We start from the raw sequence: 15,349 nt of genomic DNA, 5'->3' as shown, positions 1-15,349 counted from the left end.
ATTACTTGCCCGCCTTCAGTTCGAGCCGCAGCAGCAGCAGGCGCGCGGCCGCCAGCACGATGAACGTCAGAATGAACAGCAGCAGGCCGAGCAGGATCAGGCCGGACTGATGCAGGCCGTCGCTCTCGGCGAACTCGGACGCGATCGCCGCCGAGATGGTGGTGCCGGGACCGAAGATCGAGCCGGAAATCCGGAACGAATTGCCGATGATGAAGGTCACCGCCATGGTCTCGCCGAGCGCGCGGCCGAGCGCCAGCATGATGCCGCCGATCACGCCGACCCGGGTGTAGGGGATCACCACCTTGCGGACGACTTCCCAGGTGGTGCAGCCGACCCCGTAGGCGGCTTCCTTCAGCACCGGCGGCACGGTCTTGAACACATCGACCGAGATCGCGGTGATGAACGGCAGCACCATGATGGCGAGGATCAGCGAGGCATTGAACAGGCTGAGATAGGACGGCGGCCCGGCGAAGATGGTGCCGAGCACCGGCACGCCATCGAACAGCGCGATCATCGCCGGCTGGAAATGATTGGCCAGGAACGGGCCGAGTACGAAGAAGCCCCACATGCCGTAGATGATCGACGGAATGCCGGCGAGCAGTTCGATGGCGAGGCCGATCGGGCGACGCAGCCACATCGGGCACAGCTCGGTGAGGAAGATCGCGATGCCGAGGCCGACCGGGATGGCGATCACCATCGCGATCACCGAGGTCACCAGCGTGCCGTAGATCGGGCCGAGTGCGCCGAGCACCGGCGGATCGTTGGCGGGAGCCCAGCGGGCGGTGGTCAGGAAGGAGAAGCCGAATTCGCGCAGCGCCGGCCAGGCGCCGACCATCAGCGAGATGATGATGCCGCCGAGGATGAGCAGGACCGAGATCGCGCAGGCGCGGGTGGTCCAGTAGAACGCCGAGTCGCTGAGCTTGAAGGCACTCAGGGCGCGGGCCCGATCATAAGGTCCAGCCGCCGCTTGCAGCCCCGTGCTGTCTACTGCCATGTCCGCCACGCCTGTCTCCTTGCGCTGATGCAGGTTACGATAAACGAGCCGCGTAGCCTGGAGATTTCTGGTTGAACCGAGCGCCAGGCCGCGTCTGCGGCCAGGGCCTCATCCGCACTGCGCCCCTCAGTGCGGCCTCGAAACCGGCCGGTGCGGGCCGGATCGCAGATAGTTGGAAAGTAATCCCGAAAGCCGGGAGCAACCGTGCGACCGGCCGAAGCCGGTCGCACGACCGATGGTTCAGATCAGCTCTTGATATCCGACGACCAGGTCTTCTCGATCAGCTTGACGACCGGTTCCGGCATCGGGATGTAGTCGAGCTCTTCGGCAGCCTTGCCGCCCTTCTCGAACGCCCACTTGAAGAACTTGATCGCCTCGGCGGACGCCGCCTTGTCGACCGGCTCCTTGTGCATCAGGATGAAGGTCGCGGCAGTGATCGGCCACGAGGTTTCGCCCGGCTGGTTGGTCAGGATCAGGTAATAGCCCGGAGCCTTGGCCCAGTCGGCGTTGGCCGCCGCAGCTTGGAACGCCGCGATGGTCGGCTGAACCGGCTTGCCGGTGCTGTTGATCAGGCCGGTGTAGGTCAGCTTGTTCTGCTTGGCGTAGGCGTACTCGACGTAGCCGATCGAGTTCTTGGTCTGGCTGACGTTGCCGGCAACGCCTTCGTTGCCCTTGGCGCCGACGCCGACGGGCCATTCGACCGCGGTGCCCGAACCGACCTTGGTCTTCCAGTCGGCGCTGACCTTGGAGAGATAGTCGGTGAAGTTGAAGGTGGTGCCCGAACCGTCCGAACGGCGGACGACCGTGATGGCGTCGGACGGCAGCTTCAGCTTCGGATTGAGCTTGGCGATCGCCGGATCGTCCCACTTGGTGATCTTGCCGATGTAGATGTTGGCCAGAGTTTCGCCGTCGAACACCAGCTCACCCGGCTTGATGCCTTCGAGGTTCACGACCGGAACGATGGCGCCCATCACCATCGGCCACTGCACCAGGCCTTCCTTATCGAGCTGCTCGGGCTTGAGCGGCGCGTCGGTGGCACCGAAGGTCACGGTCTTGGCAATGATCTGCTTGATGCCGGCGCCCGAACCGATCGACTGGTAGTTCAGGCCGTTGCCGGTCTCTTTCTTGTAGGTGTCGGCCCACTTCGAATAGACCGGGAACGGGAACGTGGCGCCAGCGCCGGTGATGTCAGCCGCAAAGGCCGAGGTCGACGCCGCAACCATTCCGGCCGCGACGATTGCCTTGATGAAATTCATGGAAGGTCTCCGTTGACAAGCGAAGCGCTCATCGCGCCCGACTGCGCTTGCCTCCCGCCATTTAGGGGCGGTCGATTGACCTTTTATGAGGGTTTGATGACACTCATGTGACTACGTCAAGCCACTGAAATCAAATCGAAATCTCGATCCGCCCTAGGACTTTACCGGGGGAAAACAGACGGTGAAAGTCGCGCCCTTCCTGAGAACGCTTTCGATCAGCAGACGGCCGCGATGGCGGTTAACGATATGTTTCACCAGCGACAATCCCAACCCGGTCCCGCCCTGGGACCGGCTGTCGCCGACGTCCACGCGGTAGAACCGTTCCGTCAGCCGCGGCAGGTGTTCGGGCGCAATGCCGGGGCCGAAGTCACGCACCGCCACCCGGTATTCCGATCCACCGTCCGCCACCGACGCGGCCACCACGGAAACCGCGACGCGGCCGCCCGAGGCGCCGTATTTCAGCGCGTTCTCGATCAGATTCTCGAACACCCGCAGCAGCTCTTCACGATCGCCCGCGATCATCGCCGGACTGTCCGGAAGATCGAGCTCGATCGCGACCTGTCGGTCCCTGGCGAGGGATTCGAGCCCGTCCGCGACCTGCTTGATCAGCGGCGCCAGATCGATGTGGGCTTCCGGGCGGACGTGGGCGGTGAGTTCGACACGCGACAGCGACAGCAGATCGTCGATCAGCCGCGCCATCCGCGTCGCCTGCGCCTGCATGATGCCGAGGAACCGGGCACGCGCCTTCGGATCGTCGCGCGCCGGCCCCAGCAGCGTGTCGATGAAGCCGGACAGCGCCGCCAGCGGGGTGCGCAGTTCGTGGCTCGCATTGGCGACGAAATCGGCGCGCATCTCCTCGGCCCGGCGCAGCGGCGTCAGATCGTGGAACGTCATCAGCATGCACTGGTCGGTGCCGCCGAACGCGGTCGGCACCTGGACCGGCGCAATGATCAGCTCCATCCAACGCTCGATCGGCGCGTGATCGAGATAGCTGACGCGGCGCGGCTCGGCGGTGGCAATCGCCTCCCGCAAGGCGGTAACGATCTCCGGATTGCGCAGCGCGAACTGGGCGAGTTCGCGAACCCGCAGCGCCGGAGCGAGCTGGGCCGCCGCCGCGTTGAGATGCAGCACCCGACCGGCGCGATCGAGCAGAACGGCGGGATCCGGCATTCCGGCCACGATGGCGCGCACCACCGGGGTCTCGACCGGACTGATGCCGTAGGTGTCCTCTCGTGCATTGACGGCGTTGTGCAGCCGCCAGGGCACCAGCGCCGCTGCCGCGAGGCACGCGAACACGACGCCGGCCGCGCGCGCCGACATTTCGCCGAGCACGGTCAGCGCCGTCACGGCGATGCCGCCGGCCAGCAGGATGATGGCGGCATGGCGCAGCCGGTCGATCCAGGGAGTCGCAATCGGCGCGGCGACCTGATCCGTGAGCGGAGCGAGCGAGCGGGCAGTGTCGTCGGGCGCCTGGGCGATCATGGTCAGCCTGGTGTGGGATCCTGTCGGACCGGCTTCGGGTCGAGCGCGTCGGCAAGCCGATGCATCCGTTTCAACCTCGTTCCGATGACAATCTCACGAATGGCGAGAATGATCACCGACAGCATGAACGGCACCATGTAGTAGAGGATGCGGAACAGCAGCATGCCGGCCAGCAGCCCTTCCTTGTCCATCTGCCACAGGCCGACCAGCATCGCGGCGTCGAACACGCCGAGACCACCCGGCGAATGGCTGGCGAAGCCGAGTAGCGTCGCGGACACGAAGATCACCGCCACCACCACGAAACCGAGATTGGGCTCGTCCGGCACCAGCACGTACATGGCGAGCGCGCAGAAGCCGAGATCGACGATCCCGATTCCGATCTGCAGCAGCGTCAGCGGCCCGCCCGGCAGCTCGACCGTCCAGGTGCCGCGGCCGACGCGGCGCGGCCTGAACGAAACCCAGGCGACATACACCGTCAGGCCCGCCAGAATGACGAAGGCCAGCACGCGGTTGAGCCAGGGTGGCAGCTGATCGATCGAGGATGCCGCCTCCGGATGATAGGCGATGCCCATGCCCAGCACCGCTGCATTGCCGAGCCAGAAGGTCAGGCCGGCGAGGAAGCAGATCTTGGCGACGTCGATACCGTCGAGGCCCCAGGCCGAATAGATGCGGTAGCGCACCGCGCCGCCGGTGAACACGCTGGCGCCGACATTGTGACCGATCGAGTAGCTGGTGAAGGCGGCGAGCGCGGCGGTGCGGTACGGCACTTCCTTGCGGCCGATCGTCCGCAACGCGAACAAATCATAGAACGTCAGGGTGAAATAGCCGGCCGCGACGAACAGCGCGGCGAGCGCGATCGCCCGCGGTTCGGTCTGACGGATCGCTTCGAGCACCTTGTCGAGGTCGATGCCGCGCAGCAGATGATAGAGCACGTAACAGGCAGCCGCGATGACCGCGATGCTGATCGCAACACCAACCTTGTGCAGGATTTGCTTCTCGCGCAGGAACGCGATCACCCTGCCGATTGCGGCCACCATCTAAACCTCGAATCCCTTTCCACCACCCGGGACAACAGGACCGGTATCACGACAGCCGTTACCGGACCGTGGCCAGGAAGCTCTTGGAGCTCGTTTCCGGGCTGAGTGGAATTCGGACGATACCGCCAATCCCGCTCCTCTGCGTCAATTCCCGGTCGGGCAGACCGGTTTCATCATTCGCACCCTCCGCGAAGTGGCAGGGTGCCGCGGGAGGTCACTGCCCCCGCATCTGCCGCGCCACAACCCAGTAGCGCAGCCACGAACCGATCGCACACCCCACCAGATAGGCAGCAATCATGACAAGGAAAAGATCGAGCCAGTAACCGAACCGACCTGGAATGATCCGGGCGAGCGACAGGCCGACGAGCACCGCCGCCACCCCGCCGATTCCCATTGCGGCATTCTTCGACAGGCCGGGCCCGTGTTGCACCACCGAGATCCAGCCTGCGGCGAACCCCAGCAACAGCGCCCCGAGCAACCAGCCCCAGTAGAAATTCGCCATCACCATCATGCCGTCACCTGATCACGAAATCGATGCGGCGATTTTTCGCCTTCCCGGCCTCGGTGTCGTTTCCGGCCAGCGGGATGGTGCTGCCGTAGCCGAACGCCTGGAAGCGCTCGGGTGGCAGACCGGCCTTGACCATGTAGTCGACCACCGCTTTGGCGCGCTTCTCGGACAGCGCCTTGTTGAAGGCGGCGTCGCCGTCGCCGTCGGTGTGACCCGATACCTCGATCACGGCGCCGGGGCACCGCAGCGCGGTCTCGATCAGCCGGTCGAGCAGGCCCGCCGAGTCCTTGTCGATGGTGGCGCTGGAGGGTTCGAAGCGCACCGTGCTCTTGGCGAGCAGCTCGTTGAACAGCTGCTGGCAGACCGTGGCATCGACCGGGGATGCCGCAGGTTTGACCGAAAGGTCGGCCTTCACGGTCCAGCCTTGCGGCATGTCCTTGTTCAGCTCGCCGCGGATCTGGCTGACCGCCGCCTCGAACAGTGCGTCACCGGACAGTCGCACCTCACGGTCCGAGACCACCAGGGTACCGGTCGAGAGCCGCGACAATGCGCCGAGCGCCGGCGCGACCGCAGTGGCAAAGCCCGACGGCGCGCCGATACTGGCCTTGAGATTGTCGACCACCTTCTCGTTGAAGAACTTCTGCCCGGCGGCGGAAGCCAGCGTCGCGTGCACGGCGTTGTCCGGCACGTAACCGGACAGCGTCACCGTCGAAGCCACTGGGTCCTTGTTGGCCTGGAACACGTAAGGCGGCGCCTTGATGTCGTTCTCGGCGACCGAATAGCCCTCCGGCAGGTTGCGCAGCGCCGCCGCGATCGCCTCGCGGCCGCCCAGGTCGCGCGCCATGCCGGTGAGGCTGACCTTGGTGTCGGAGAGCGTGATCTTGCCCTCTTTCAGCTTGCCGATCTGATCGACCAGCAGCATCGCAACCGCGTCGAACCGGCTCGGCGCCCCGCGCGCCAGCGTCATCCGGTCGGCGACCTCGACACCGCCCACCTCAGCGCGGGTCGCGTCGGCCAGGCGCGCCCGGCTCGCCGGCAACGGCGCGCTGCCGCCCAGCGTGACCCGCACGACGTCGCGCTCGATGGTCCAGACGAACGGCGTCGCCTGCGGCACCAGCCGCGTCTGGTCGACCACCTGGCGGACGCCCGGAACAGCTTCGACCGCCGCGACCGCGCTGCGCCGCCCCTCCTCGGAGAACGCATCGGCCGAGAACGTGACGTCGCGACCGGACGGCGTCAGCCGCGTCTTGTCGAGGACGGTATTTTTGAGCGCCTCAGCGGCCCGCTCGGCGACATCGGCTTCCACGGCGGGGGTGGTCATCCACGCCGCGATAGCCCACAGAGCGCAAAGAACGATGGCGCCTCGCCACCACTTGCCGCTCGATCTGAAAAGTCCGCGCATTCCGCTTCCCGTGGATCAGAAGCAGAGAGAAATCAAACCGTTGAGGGGCTGTCAAACGCAATTCCGCGGAAATGCCCGAGCTACTGCGGTTCTCAATAACCGTTTCTTCAAACGTGCGACGCTAACAATGTCCTGAAATGAACCGGCCCGCAGCCCGATGAAGCAGTTTCGCCACAACATCATCCGCGCCGGGCTCGATGCGCTTTATTTTACCGGCGCATATCACGTGCTGCGACCGATCTTTTCCGGAATCGGCGCGATCCTGATGCTGCACAATGTGCGGCCGCCGCGGAACGACCCGTTCCAGCCGAACCGCCATCTCGAAGTCACGCCGGAGTTCCTGCGCGCCACGCTGCGGCATCTGCGCGCCCAGGATATCGACATCATCACAATGGACGAGTTGCACCGGCGACTGTCGACGCGTGCCTTCGGCCGTCGCTTCGCCTGCATTACGCTCGACGACGGCTATCGCGACAATCGCGACTTCGCGCTGCCGGTGTTCGAGGAGTTCCAGGCGCCGTTCGCCGTCTACGCCGCCAGCGACTTCGCCCAGGGCACCGGCCGGCTGTGGTGGATCACGCTCGAAAGGCTGATTGCGCGCGCCGACAGCATCGAGGTCCAGATCGGCGACGCCGAGATCCGGCTCGACGCAACGACCGCCGTGGCCAAGCAGGAGACGTACGACCGGCTGCACGCGCTGCTGCGCGGCCTTCCCGGCGGCGACGATCTGCAGCGCATGATGAGCACGCTGTGCGCCCGGCACGGCATCGACGACACCGCTGCGAGCCGTGAGCTGTGCCTGCCGTGGGACGAACTGCGCGCCTTCGCCCAGCATCCGCTGGTGACGATCGGCGCCCACACCATTACCCATTGCATTCTGTCGAACCAGCGCGAAGCCCTGGCGCTGCACGAGATGTCGATCAGTCGCGCCCGGATCGAGGCTCACATCGATCGGGAGGTCGCGCATCTAGCCTATCCGTATGGCGACCGCGCGGCGGCGGGGCCGCGCGAATACGAACTGGCGCAGCGGGCCGGCTTCAAGACCGCGGTGACGACGCGGCCGGGCATGCTGTTTCCCGGTTTTGCCGATCATCTCACCGCGCTGCCGCGCGTCTCGCTCAACGGCAACTACCAGGACGATCGAATCCTGCCGGTGCTCACATCCGGCGCCGCGACCGCAATGTGGAACGGCTTCCGCCGCGTCGATGCGGCGTGAGGCTTTGCCGGAACGCCGCGGGCGCGCATCCTTGACTCACTCCTGACCGGGCCGCAAACCATCCCGGCAAACATACGGGGAGATCGAATGTTCAAGGATCTGTTTTCGCTGCAAGGCCGCACCGCCTTGGTGACCGGCGGCTCGCGCGGCATCGGCAAGATGATCGCGGCGGGCTTCCTCGCCTACGGCGCGAGCCGCGTCTACATCACCGCCCGCAAGGCCGCGCCCTGCCTGGCCACCGCCGACGAGCTCGACGAGATGTATCCGGGCGAATGCATCGCGCTGCCGATCGACATCTCCACCATGGCGGGCATTGACATGCTGGCGGCCGAGATCAAGCGGCGCGAGTCCAAGCTCGACATTCTCGTCAACAACGCCGGCGCCGCCTGGGCGGCCGATTTCGATGAGTTCCCGGAGAGCGGCTGGGACAAGGTCATGGACCTCAACGTCAAGACGCCGTTCTTCCTGACCAAGGCGCTGGCGCCGCAGCTGCGCGCCGCCGCGAGCGCGGAGCAGCCCGGCAAGGTGATCAATATCGCCTCGATCGACGGCATCTTCGTCAATCCGCTCGAGACCTATCCGTACGCGGCTTCGAAGGCCGGCCTGATCCATCTGACGCGGCGGATGGCGGTGCGACTGATCAAGGACCACATCGTGGTGACGGCGATCGCTCCGGGCCCGTTCGCCTCCGACATGAACAAAGCGGCGCGCGACGAGGCCGACGCGGTCGCCAAGCGCGTGCCGTCGGGCCGGATCGGCACCGATGAGGACATGGCCGGCACCGCGGTGTTCCTCGCCTCGCGCGCCGGCGACTACGTGGTCGGTTCGACCATCACGGTCGATGGCGGCGTCGCCTTCGCCAATCCCGGCATCAAGGGCGACGGCTGGGCCTGAGCGGGCTCGTCCGCCTCTCTGTCATTCCGGGGCGCCGCCCCGGAATGACTTCGCGTGCTGATCAGCGCCGCTATTACTGTTGCTTCAGCCGGAACGCGCCGTCGCGGATTTCGATCAGGAAGGCGGAGCGTTCGTCGTAGCCGTTGTGGTTGTCGGGCGTCATGTTCGACAAGCCGTTGTTGAGCGCGAGGTCTTTCGACTTCTCGATCTGGTCGCGGATCGCGGCGCGGAACTCCGGCGTGCCGGGCTTGGCGACTTTGAGCGCGCCGGGAATCGCGTTCTCGACCAGCGTCATCGAATCCCACAGATGCACGCCGAAGATGGTCGGCGACGCGCCGCCATTGGCGGCCTTGTAGGCGTCGACGAACCGCGCCTTGACCTTGCGGAACGGGCTGTCGGCCGGCATGTCCTCGGCGCCCGAGAACGCCTCGCCGGTGAAGATCGCGCCCTCGACATCCTTGCCGCCGAGCTTGATGAACTCTTCGGTGGCGACGCCGTGGGTCTGGTAGATCGGCCCCTTGAAGCCGCGCTCGCGCAGCGCCTTCTGCGGCAGCACCGCGGGCGTGCCGGCCGCCGCGATGAACACCGCGTCGGGCTTGGTGGCGATGATCTTCAGCACCTGGCCGGTGACGCTGGCGTCGCTGCGGGCATATACTTCGTGCGTCGTCAGCTCGAAGCCGAGCTTGGGCGCGGCGGCGGCCAGCACCTTGTAGTAGCCTTCGCCGTAGGCGTCCGAGAAGCCGATATAGCCGACCTTCTTGGCGCCGGTCTTGGCGATGTACTTGCCGATCGCCTCCGCCATGATGTCGTCGTTCGGCACCACCTTGTAGACCCATTTGCGCCGCTCATCCATCGGCGCCACCAGGATCGCGGCGGCCGCCATGGTCATCAGCGGCGTCTTGGCTTCGGCCGCGATGTCGATCAGCGGCAGGCTGACCGGCGTCAGCGACGAGCCGATCAGCACGTCGACCTTTTCTTCCGACAGCAGCTTGCGGGCGTTCTGCGCCGCCTTGGTCGGATCGGATTCGTCGTCGAGCGCGAAGTAGGTGATCTTCTCGCCACCGATCTCCTTGGGCAGCGCCGCCACCGTCTTCGACTGCGGCTGGCCGAGCGCGGCGCCGGGGCCGGACGCGCTCATGGTGATGCCGATCTTGATCTCCGCCGACGCGGCGCTAACGCCGGCCAGCATCGCCGCCATTGCGACGATCAGGGTCTTGGTCTGTTGCATGGACGTCCTCCTCCGTTTGTTATCGTTGGTACGCGTCTTCCTGGAGCATGATCTTGTTCGAAAACCGGTATCCACTTTTCGGGATCACGCTCTAGTAATCATGGCCGCCGAGGCCGAGATAGCTTTCGACCAGCCGCGGATCGGCCGCGATGTCGGCGGGCGATCCCTGTTTGGTGATCGCTCCCAGTTCCATCACGTAAGCATAGTCGGCGACTTCGAGCGCCGCACGGGCGTTCTGTTCGACCAACAGGATCGAGACACCGCTCTTCCGCAAATCCGTCAGGATGTGGAAGACGTCGCGCACGATCCGCGGCGCCAGCCCGAGACTCGGCTCGTCGAGCATCAGCAGCGTCGGCCGCGCCATCAGCGCCCGGCCCATCGCCAGCATCTGGCGTTCGCCACCGGAGAGCGTCCCAGCGAGCTGGGCGCGGCGCTCCTTGAGCCGTGGCAGCCGCGCATAGATTTCCGCGATGGTCTGGCTGCGCTCGGCACGGCTGCGGCGGAAACCGCCGAGCAGCAGATTGTCCTCCACCGCCATATCGGCGAACAGCTCACGCCGCTCCGGCACCAGGCACAGCCCGGCCTTGACCCGCGACTCCAACGCCACGCCGCTGATCTCGGCGCCGCGAAACACCAGCCGGCCGCGCGCCTTGAGCAGCCCCATCACGGCGTTGAGCAGCGTCGTCTTGCCGGCGCCGTTGGCGCCGATCACCGTCACCAGCGCGCCGGGCTCGACCTTGATCGAGACGTCGTGCACCACCTCGGCGCGGCCATAGGCGACGCTGACGCTCTGCACCTCGAGCAGCGCGCTCACGACACGCCTCCGAGATAGGCTTCGAGCACCGCCGGATTCTCGCGAATCGCGGCCGGCGCGCCTTCGGCGATCTTGGTACCGAAATCGAGCACGACGAGGCGATCGGCGAGGCTCATGACGAAGTCCATGTCGTGCTCGACCAGCAGCACGCTCATGCCCTCGGCCCGCACCTCGCGCAGCAGCTTGGCGAGCGCCTTCTTCTCGCCGACGCGGAGCCCGGCGGCCGGCTCGTCGAGCAGCAGCAACACCGGCTCCAGGCACAGCGCGCGGGCAACTTCAATTAGCCGCAGTTGGCCGAGCGCCAGCGTGCCGGCCGGCTCGTCCGCCACCTCGGCGAGGCCGACGCGGGCGAGCGCACGCCGGGCGCTGTCGAGCAGTTGCGCTTCCTCGGCGCGGTCGAGCCGGAAGATCGCCCGTAGCACGCCAGCCTGCCCGCGCAGATGCGCGCCGAGCGCGACGTTCTCGACCACGCTCATGTCGGCGACGATCTCGACATGCTGGAAGGTGCGGCCGAGCCCGAGCCGCGCCGCGCGCTGCGGCGTCTGCGCGGCGAGCGGATGGCCTTCGAACGCGATCTTGCCGGAGGTCAGCGGCAACACGCCGGTGATCAGGTTGAATGTGGTGCTCTTGCCGGCACCGTTCGGCCCGATCAAACCGATGATGCGGCCGCTCTCGACCTCGAAGCCGACGTCGTTGACGGCGACCAAACCGCCGAAACTCTTGCGCGCCTGATCGGCCTGCAACAGCTTGGTGCCGGGCGCAGGCAGCGTGCGCGCCGGCAAGCGATCGCCGTCGGGCGGCGGCGGGACTTTCGGGGCCGGCGGCGGGCCGAACAGGATCGGCCACAGCCCGCCGGGCGCGGTCTGCAGCAGCAGCACCAGCACGGCGCCGAACGCGATGATCTCGAAATTGCCGGTGTGGCCGAGCAGCCGCGGCAGCCAGTCCTGCAACTGATCGCGCAGGAAGGTGATGCCGGCCGCGCCGAGAATCGCCCCATAGACGCGCCCCGCGCCGCCGAGCACGGCCATCAGCAGATATTCGGTGCCGGCCGTGATGCCGAACGGGCCGGGCGACACCGAGCGCTGGAAATGCGCGTACAGCCAGCCGGCGAGGCCCGCCAGCATCGCCGCATAGACGAACACCATCAGCTTGGCGCCCGCGGTGTTGACGCCGAACGCTTCCGCCGCGCGGGTCGAGCGCCGCAGCGCCCGCACCGCGCGGCCGACCCGGCCGCCGAGCAGGTTCTGCGTGGCGATCACCGCCAGCACCACGGCGATCCACACTACCACGAAGTAATCGCGCGGCGCGATCAGCGCGTAGGAGCCGATCTTGAGCGCCGGAATGCCCGGCAGGCCATCATGGGCGCCGAGCCAGCTCAGATTGCCGAACAGGTAGTAGAACGCAATGCCCCAGGCGATGGTGCCGAGCGGCAGGTAGTGACCACTGAGCCGCACCGTGATGGCGCCGACCAGCAGCGCCGCCACCATGGTGACGGCGATCGCCGCCGGCAGCGTCAGCCATGGCGAGATTCCGAAATACACCGTCAGCACGCCGGTCGTGTAAGCGCCGAAGCCGACGAACGCGGCCTGGCCGAACGACGTCATGCCGCCGACGCCGGTGAGCAGCACCAGCCCGATCGCAACCAGGCTCGAGATGCCGATATAGTTGAACAGCGTGATCCAGTAATCCGGCATCAGCCCGGTGAACGGGAGGATCAGGATCGCGGCGGCGATCGCCGCGGGGATCAGTTTCGGCGCGCGCGGCTTCATTCCGATTCCTCGGCATGGGGCGCGACGATCGAGCGCCAGGCGAGCACCGGGATGATCAGGGTGAACACCAGCACTTCCTTGAAATTGCTGGCCCAGAACGAAAACAGCGCCTCGGCGAAGCCGACCGTGAGCGCCGCCAGCACGGTCAGCGGATAGCTCACCAACCCGCCGAGAATCGCGGCGACGAACGCCTTCAGGCCGATCAGGAATCCGGAGTCGTAGGCCACCGTCATCAGCGGCCCGACCAGCGCGCCCGACACTGCGCCGATCAGCGCCGCCAGCGCGAACGCGATCTGCCCGGCCGCCGAGATCGGAATGCCGACGAGGCGCGCGCCGGTGCGGTTCGACGAGCAGGCTTTCAGCGCCTTGCCGAGCAGCGTGCGGCCGAAGAACAGCGCGAACAGCCCCAGCAGCGCGGCCGTCACCACCAGCACCGCGACGCTCTGCCCGGTGATCAGCAACTCACCCAGCGAGAAGCATTGCGACGACAGCGGCGTGGTGCCGGTGCCTTCCGGCCCGAAGAACAGCAGGCCGAGCCCCATCAGCGAGAAATGCACGCCGAACGACGCCATCAGCAGCACCAGCACGCTGGCATGGGCGATCGGCTCGAATGCGATGCGGTACAGCATCGGCCCCATCGGGGTGATCAGCGCGATCGCCAGCAGGATGCTGCCGACCTGCCCGATCTTCATCGGCGCCACCGCGCGCGTCAGCAGCAGCAGCGCGATCGGCAGCGCCAGATCGAACAGCGCGATGAAAGCGACGCGGCGCAGCGTCAGATCTTTGAAATGCCGGATCAGTCCGGACGCCGCGGCGAGGACGCCGAGCGCCAGCAGCAGCCACGGCGTCGCCGGCGCAACGCCGTTCTCCAGCGCCGCAATGGTCAGCGCCGTGAACGCGACGAATTCGCCCTGCGGCACCAGAATGACGCGCGTGACCGCGAACACCAGCACCAGCGCGATGGCGACGAGCGCATAGACCGCACCATTGATGATGCCGTCCTGCAAAAGAAACAGGAATATCGTGCTGTCCACGCGTCCTCCCCCGGCGCGATCCAGGCACTTGGCGGCCCGGTTTCGCTAAGGCTGGTAAAATTCACCAACCGATCGTTTAATTCAAGGGAAATGACGCGCAGGCGTCAGGCGGCGGCGCCAGCCGATCCGGCCGCGCGGTCCCCGACGCGCGGCGACGAAAGGCTAACGCAGCTCCGTTCGACGTTACATCCCCTACGATGGGACCAAAGCCGCCCGTCGCATCCGGCGCAGCAGCACGATGCACCCAACCAGCGAGACCGCGAGCACGGCGAGCGCGACCAGCAGGGCGAAGCGCCCCGACGACACCGCCGCCAGCGCGAAGTACAGCGAGCCGATGGCCGCAATGCCGGCGGCGCTGGAGATCTGGGTCGTCGTTCCGTACAGGCCGGAGCCCGAGCCGGCGCTGTGCGCCTGCACGCTGGCCAGCACCGCGCCGGACAGCGGCGCCATCACCAGCCCCTGCCCATAGCCGACCACGATCAACACCAGCGCCACCAAGGCCGGCGACGGTGCGGCGACGCTCGCCACAGTCAGCGCGATCACCCCGAGCCCGGCGATCTGCAGCAGGCAGCCTTCGATCAGCACCAGCGTGCCGCGCCGCTTGGCGCGCGCACCCGAGTGCCGCGCCGCAATCACGAAGGCCAGCGCCAGCGGCAGGAACACCAATCCGGCCGGCAGCGGCGGGATCTGCAGCGCCATCTGCATGTACAGCGTGATCACCAGATAGAACGACTGGTTGGCGAAGAAGAAGCAGAACACCGCCCCGAGGCCGCGCATGAAGGCCGGATCGGCGAGCAGGCCAAGATCGATCAGCGGCATGCCGCCGCGTGCGGCCAGCGCGCGTTCGTAGCGCAGGAACAGCGCCACGATCGCGCCGCCGCCGGCCATCGCCAGCCAGATCCATGGCGCCCAGCCGAGTTCCTGGCCGAACAGCAGCGGACCAATAATACTGAGCAGACCGATGAACAGGATCACCGCACCCGGCAGATCGAGCCGCGTGCCGGGCCGGCGCGGCGCCTGCGGCACGATCAGAGCGGCCGCCGCGATGATGATCAGCCCGATCGGGCCGTTGACGAAGAAAATCGCCCGCCAGCCGAAGCCGCCGAGATCGAGCGTCACCAGCAGGCCACCGAGCGCGAAGCCGGCCGCGCCGGCGAGGCCGAGCACGATGCCGTAGATCGCGAACGCCTTGGTGCGGGCCGCATCGGGAAACAGCACGTGCAGCGTCGCAAGTACCTGCGGCACCATCAGCGCCGCGGTCGTGCCCTGCGCCAGCCGCGCCAGGATCAGCTCGGTGCCGGACTGCGCCAGCCCGCACCACAGCGACGTCAGCGTGAAGCCGGCGACGCCAAGAAGAAACACCGTCTTGGTGCCGTAGATGTCGCCGAGCCGGCCACCGGTGACGATCAGCGTCGCATAGCCGATCAGATAGATCGCGATCACCGCGCCGAGCTGCGACGACGACGCGTTCAGCTCGACCGCGATGGTCGGCAGCGCGACGTTGACGATGAAGGAATCCACTCCGAACATGAACTGCGCCGCGACGACGATCGCGAGCACATGCCAGCGGCGAGACGATGCAGCGGTGACGGCGGCAGCGGACGTGGAATGCATGGCGACGATCCCGGGCAATCAAGCTACGGGCCACAGCCTCGCAGCCGGTCGTCGTCGGGTCGATTACCCGACAGGTAAGTGAAATCAGTATTGGTCGACGG

At 66.7% G+C, this 15,349-nt stretch carries 13 protein-coding genes; 2 read left to right on the top strand and 11 right to left on the bottom strand.

Annotated elements, in window-relative coordinates:
* Nucleotide 1 precedes the first annotated feature (1 nt).
* The 6 genes from pstC to ACFFJ6_RS00755 all read right to left on the bottom strand — a co-directional run bounded on the left by pstC (nucleotide 2) and on the right by ACFFJ6_RS00755 (nucleotide 6,679).
* Nucleotides 2-1,003 carry a phosphate ABC transporter permease subunit PstC gene (pstC, locus tag ACFFJ6_RS00780; protein ID WP_378383343.1) on the bottom strand — a complete coding sequence of 334 codons (1,002 nt, stop codon included), beginning with the start codon at nucleotides 1,001-1,003 and terminating at the stop codon, nucleotides 2-4.
* 236 nt (nucleotides 1,004-1,239) lie between these two features.
* The gene (gene pstS, locus ACFFJ6_RS00775; protein ID WP_378383341.1) at nucleotides 1,240-2,250 is read right to left on the bottom strand and encodes a phosphate ABC transporter substrate-binding protein PstS; all 1,011 of its coding nucleotides are present in this window, start codon (nucleotides 2,248-2,250) and stop codon (nucleotides 1,240-1,242) included.
* 153 nt (nucleotides 2,251-2,403) lie between these two features.
* The gene (locus tag ACFFJ6_RS00770) at nucleotides 2,404-3,732 is read right to left on the bottom strand and encodes an ATP-binding protein (RefSeq protein ID WP_378383339.1); all 1,329 of its coding nucleotides are present in this window, start codon (nucleotides 3,730-3,732) and stop codon (nucleotides 2,404-2,406) included.
* Nucleotides 3,733-3,734: 2 nt separating this feature from the next.
* The gene (locus ACFFJ6_RS00765; RefSeq protein ID WP_378383337.1) at nucleotides 3,735-4,769 is read right to left on the bottom strand and encodes a lysylphosphatidylglycerol synthase domain-containing protein; all 1,035 of its coding nucleotides are present in this window, start codon (nucleotides 4,767-4,769) and stop codon (nucleotides 3,735-3,737) included.
* Nucleotides 4,770-4,983: 214 nt separating this feature from the next.
* Entirely contained in the window at nucleotides 4,984-5,280 is a 297-nt protein-coding gene (locus ACFFJ6_RS00760; RefSeq protein WP_378383335.1) for a hypothetical protein, read from the bottom strand.
* A gap of 4 nt (nucleotides 5,281-5,284) precedes the next feature.
* Nucleotides 5,285-6,679, bottom strand: coding sequence for an OmpA family protein (locus ACFFJ6_RS00755; protein ID WP_378383333.1), 1,395 nt, complete (start codon nucleotides 6,677-6,679; stop codon nucleotides 5,285-5,287).
* A 157-nt stretch (nucleotides 6,680-6,836) separates the two neighbouring features.
* Between ACFFJ6_RS00755 and ACFFJ6_RS00750 the strand changes: the two genes are divergently transcribed.
* On the top strand, nucleotides 6,837-7,895 hold the full coding sequence (locus ACFFJ6_RS00750; protein WP_378383331.1) for a polysaccharide deacetylase family protein: 1,059 nt from the start codon (nucleotides 6,837-6,839) through the stop codon (nucleotides 7,893-7,895).
* An 87-nt stretch (nucleotides 7,896-7,982) separates the two neighbouring features.
* A complete protein-coding gene (locus ACFFJ6_RS00745; protein WP_378383329.1) occupies nucleotides 7,983-8,789 on the top strand; it encodes an SDR family oxidoreductase in 807 nt (268 codons plus the stop codon).
* Between the two features lie 73 nt (nucleotides 8,790-8,862).
* On the opposite strand, the gene ACFFJ6_RS00740 is transcribed toward ACFFJ6_RS00745, so the two are convergent.
* From ACFFJ6_RS00740 to ACFFJ6_RS00720, 5 genes are all read right to left on the bottom strand, one after another.
* Complete coding sequence (locus tag ACFFJ6_RS00740; protein ID WP_378383327.1) at nucleotides 8,863-10,017, bottom strand: ABC transporter substrate-binding protein; 1,155 nt, start codon at nucleotides 10,015-10,017, stop codon at nucleotides 8,863-8,865.
* Nucleotides 10,018-10,108: 91 nt separating this feature from the next.
* Nucleotides 10,109-10,831 carry an ABC transporter ATP-binding protein gene (locus ACFFJ6_RS00735; RefSeq protein ID WP_378383325.1) on the bottom strand — a complete coding sequence of 241 codons (723 nt, stop codon included), beginning with the start codon at nucleotides 10,829-10,831 and terminating at the stop codon, nucleotides 10,109-10,111.
* Nucleotides 10,828-12,600, bottom strand: a complete 1,773-nt coding sequence (locus ACFFJ6_RS00730) for a branched-chain amino acid ABC transporter ATP-binding protein/permease (protein ID WP_378383323.1) — start codon at nucleotides 12,598-12,600, stop codon at nucleotides 10,828-10,830. The genes ACFFJ6_RS00735 and ACFFJ6_RS00730 overlap by 4 nt, the downstream gene beginning before the upstream one ends.
* The gene (locus tag ACFFJ6_RS00725; RefSeq protein ID WP_378383321.1) at nucleotides 12,597-13,634 is read right to left on the bottom strand and encodes a branched-chain amino acid ABC transporter permease; all 1,038 of its coding nucleotides are present in this window, start codon (nucleotides 13,632-13,634) and stop codon (nucleotides 12,597-12,599) included. Before ACFFJ6_RS00725 ends, ACFFJ6_RS00730 begins: the two co-directional genes overlap by 4 nt.
* Before the next feature lie 192 nt (nucleotides 13,635-13,826).
* Nucleotides 13,827-15,248, bottom strand: coding sequence for an MFS transporter (locus ACFFJ6_RS00720; protein ID WP_378383319.1), 1,422 nt, complete (start codon nucleotides 15,246-15,248; stop codon nucleotides 13,827-13,829).
* Nucleotides 15,249-15,349: the final 101 nt, after the last annotated feature.

Source organism: Rhodopseudomonas telluris, assembly GCF_042432815.1.
In the GTDB taxonomy this organism is placed as follows: Bacteria; Pseudomonadota; Alphaproteobacteria; order Rhizobiales; family Xanthobacteraceae; genus Rhodopseudomonas; species Rhodopseudomonas telluris.
Note: the sequence above shows the minus strand (reverse complement) of the source record. Positions and strands in the feature narration are given on the sequence as shown.

Coding starts and splice junctions, on each gene's coding strand:
- ACFFJ6_RS00760 (WP_378383335.1), bottom strand. CDS start 5,280: ATGATGGTGATGGCGAATTTCTACTGGGGCTGGTTGCTCGGGGCGCTG.
- ACFFJ6_RS00740 (WP_378383327.1), bottom strand. CDS start 10,017: ATGCAACAGACCAAGACCCTGATCGTCGCAATGGCGGCGATGCTGGCC.
- ACFFJ6_RS00720 (WP_378383319.1), bottom strand. CDS start 15,248: ATGCATTCCACGTCCGCTGCCGCCGTCACCGCTGCATCGTCTCGCCGC.
- ACFFJ6_RS00730 (WP_378383323.1), bottom strand. CDS start 12,600: ATGAAGCCGCGCGCGCCGAAACTGATCCCCGCGGCGATCGCCGCCGCG.
- ACFFJ6_RS00770 (WP_378383339.1), bottom strand. CDS start 3,732: ATGATCGCCCAGGCGCCCGACGACACTGCCCGCTCGCTCGCTCCGCTC.
- ACFFJ6_RS00765 (WP_378383337.1), bottom strand. CDS start 4,769: ATGGTGGCCGCAATCGGCAGGGTGATCGCGTTCCTGCGCGAGAAGCAA.
- ACFFJ6_RS00755 (WP_378383333.1), bottom strand. CDS start 6,679: ATGCGCGGACTTTTCAGATCGAGCGGCAAGTGGTGGCGAGGCGCCATC.
- ACFFJ6_RS00745 (WP_378383329.1), top strand. CDS start 7,983: ATGTTCAAGGATCTGTTTTCGCTGCAAGGCCGCACCGCCTTGGTGACC.
- pstS (WP_378383341.1), bottom strand. CDS start 2,250: ATGAATTTCATCAAGGCAATCGTCGCGGCCGGAATGGTTGCGGCGTCG.
- ACFFJ6_RS00750 (WP_378383331.1), top strand. CDS start 6,837: ATGAAGCAGTTTCGCCACAACATCATCCGCGCCGGGCTCGATGCGCTT.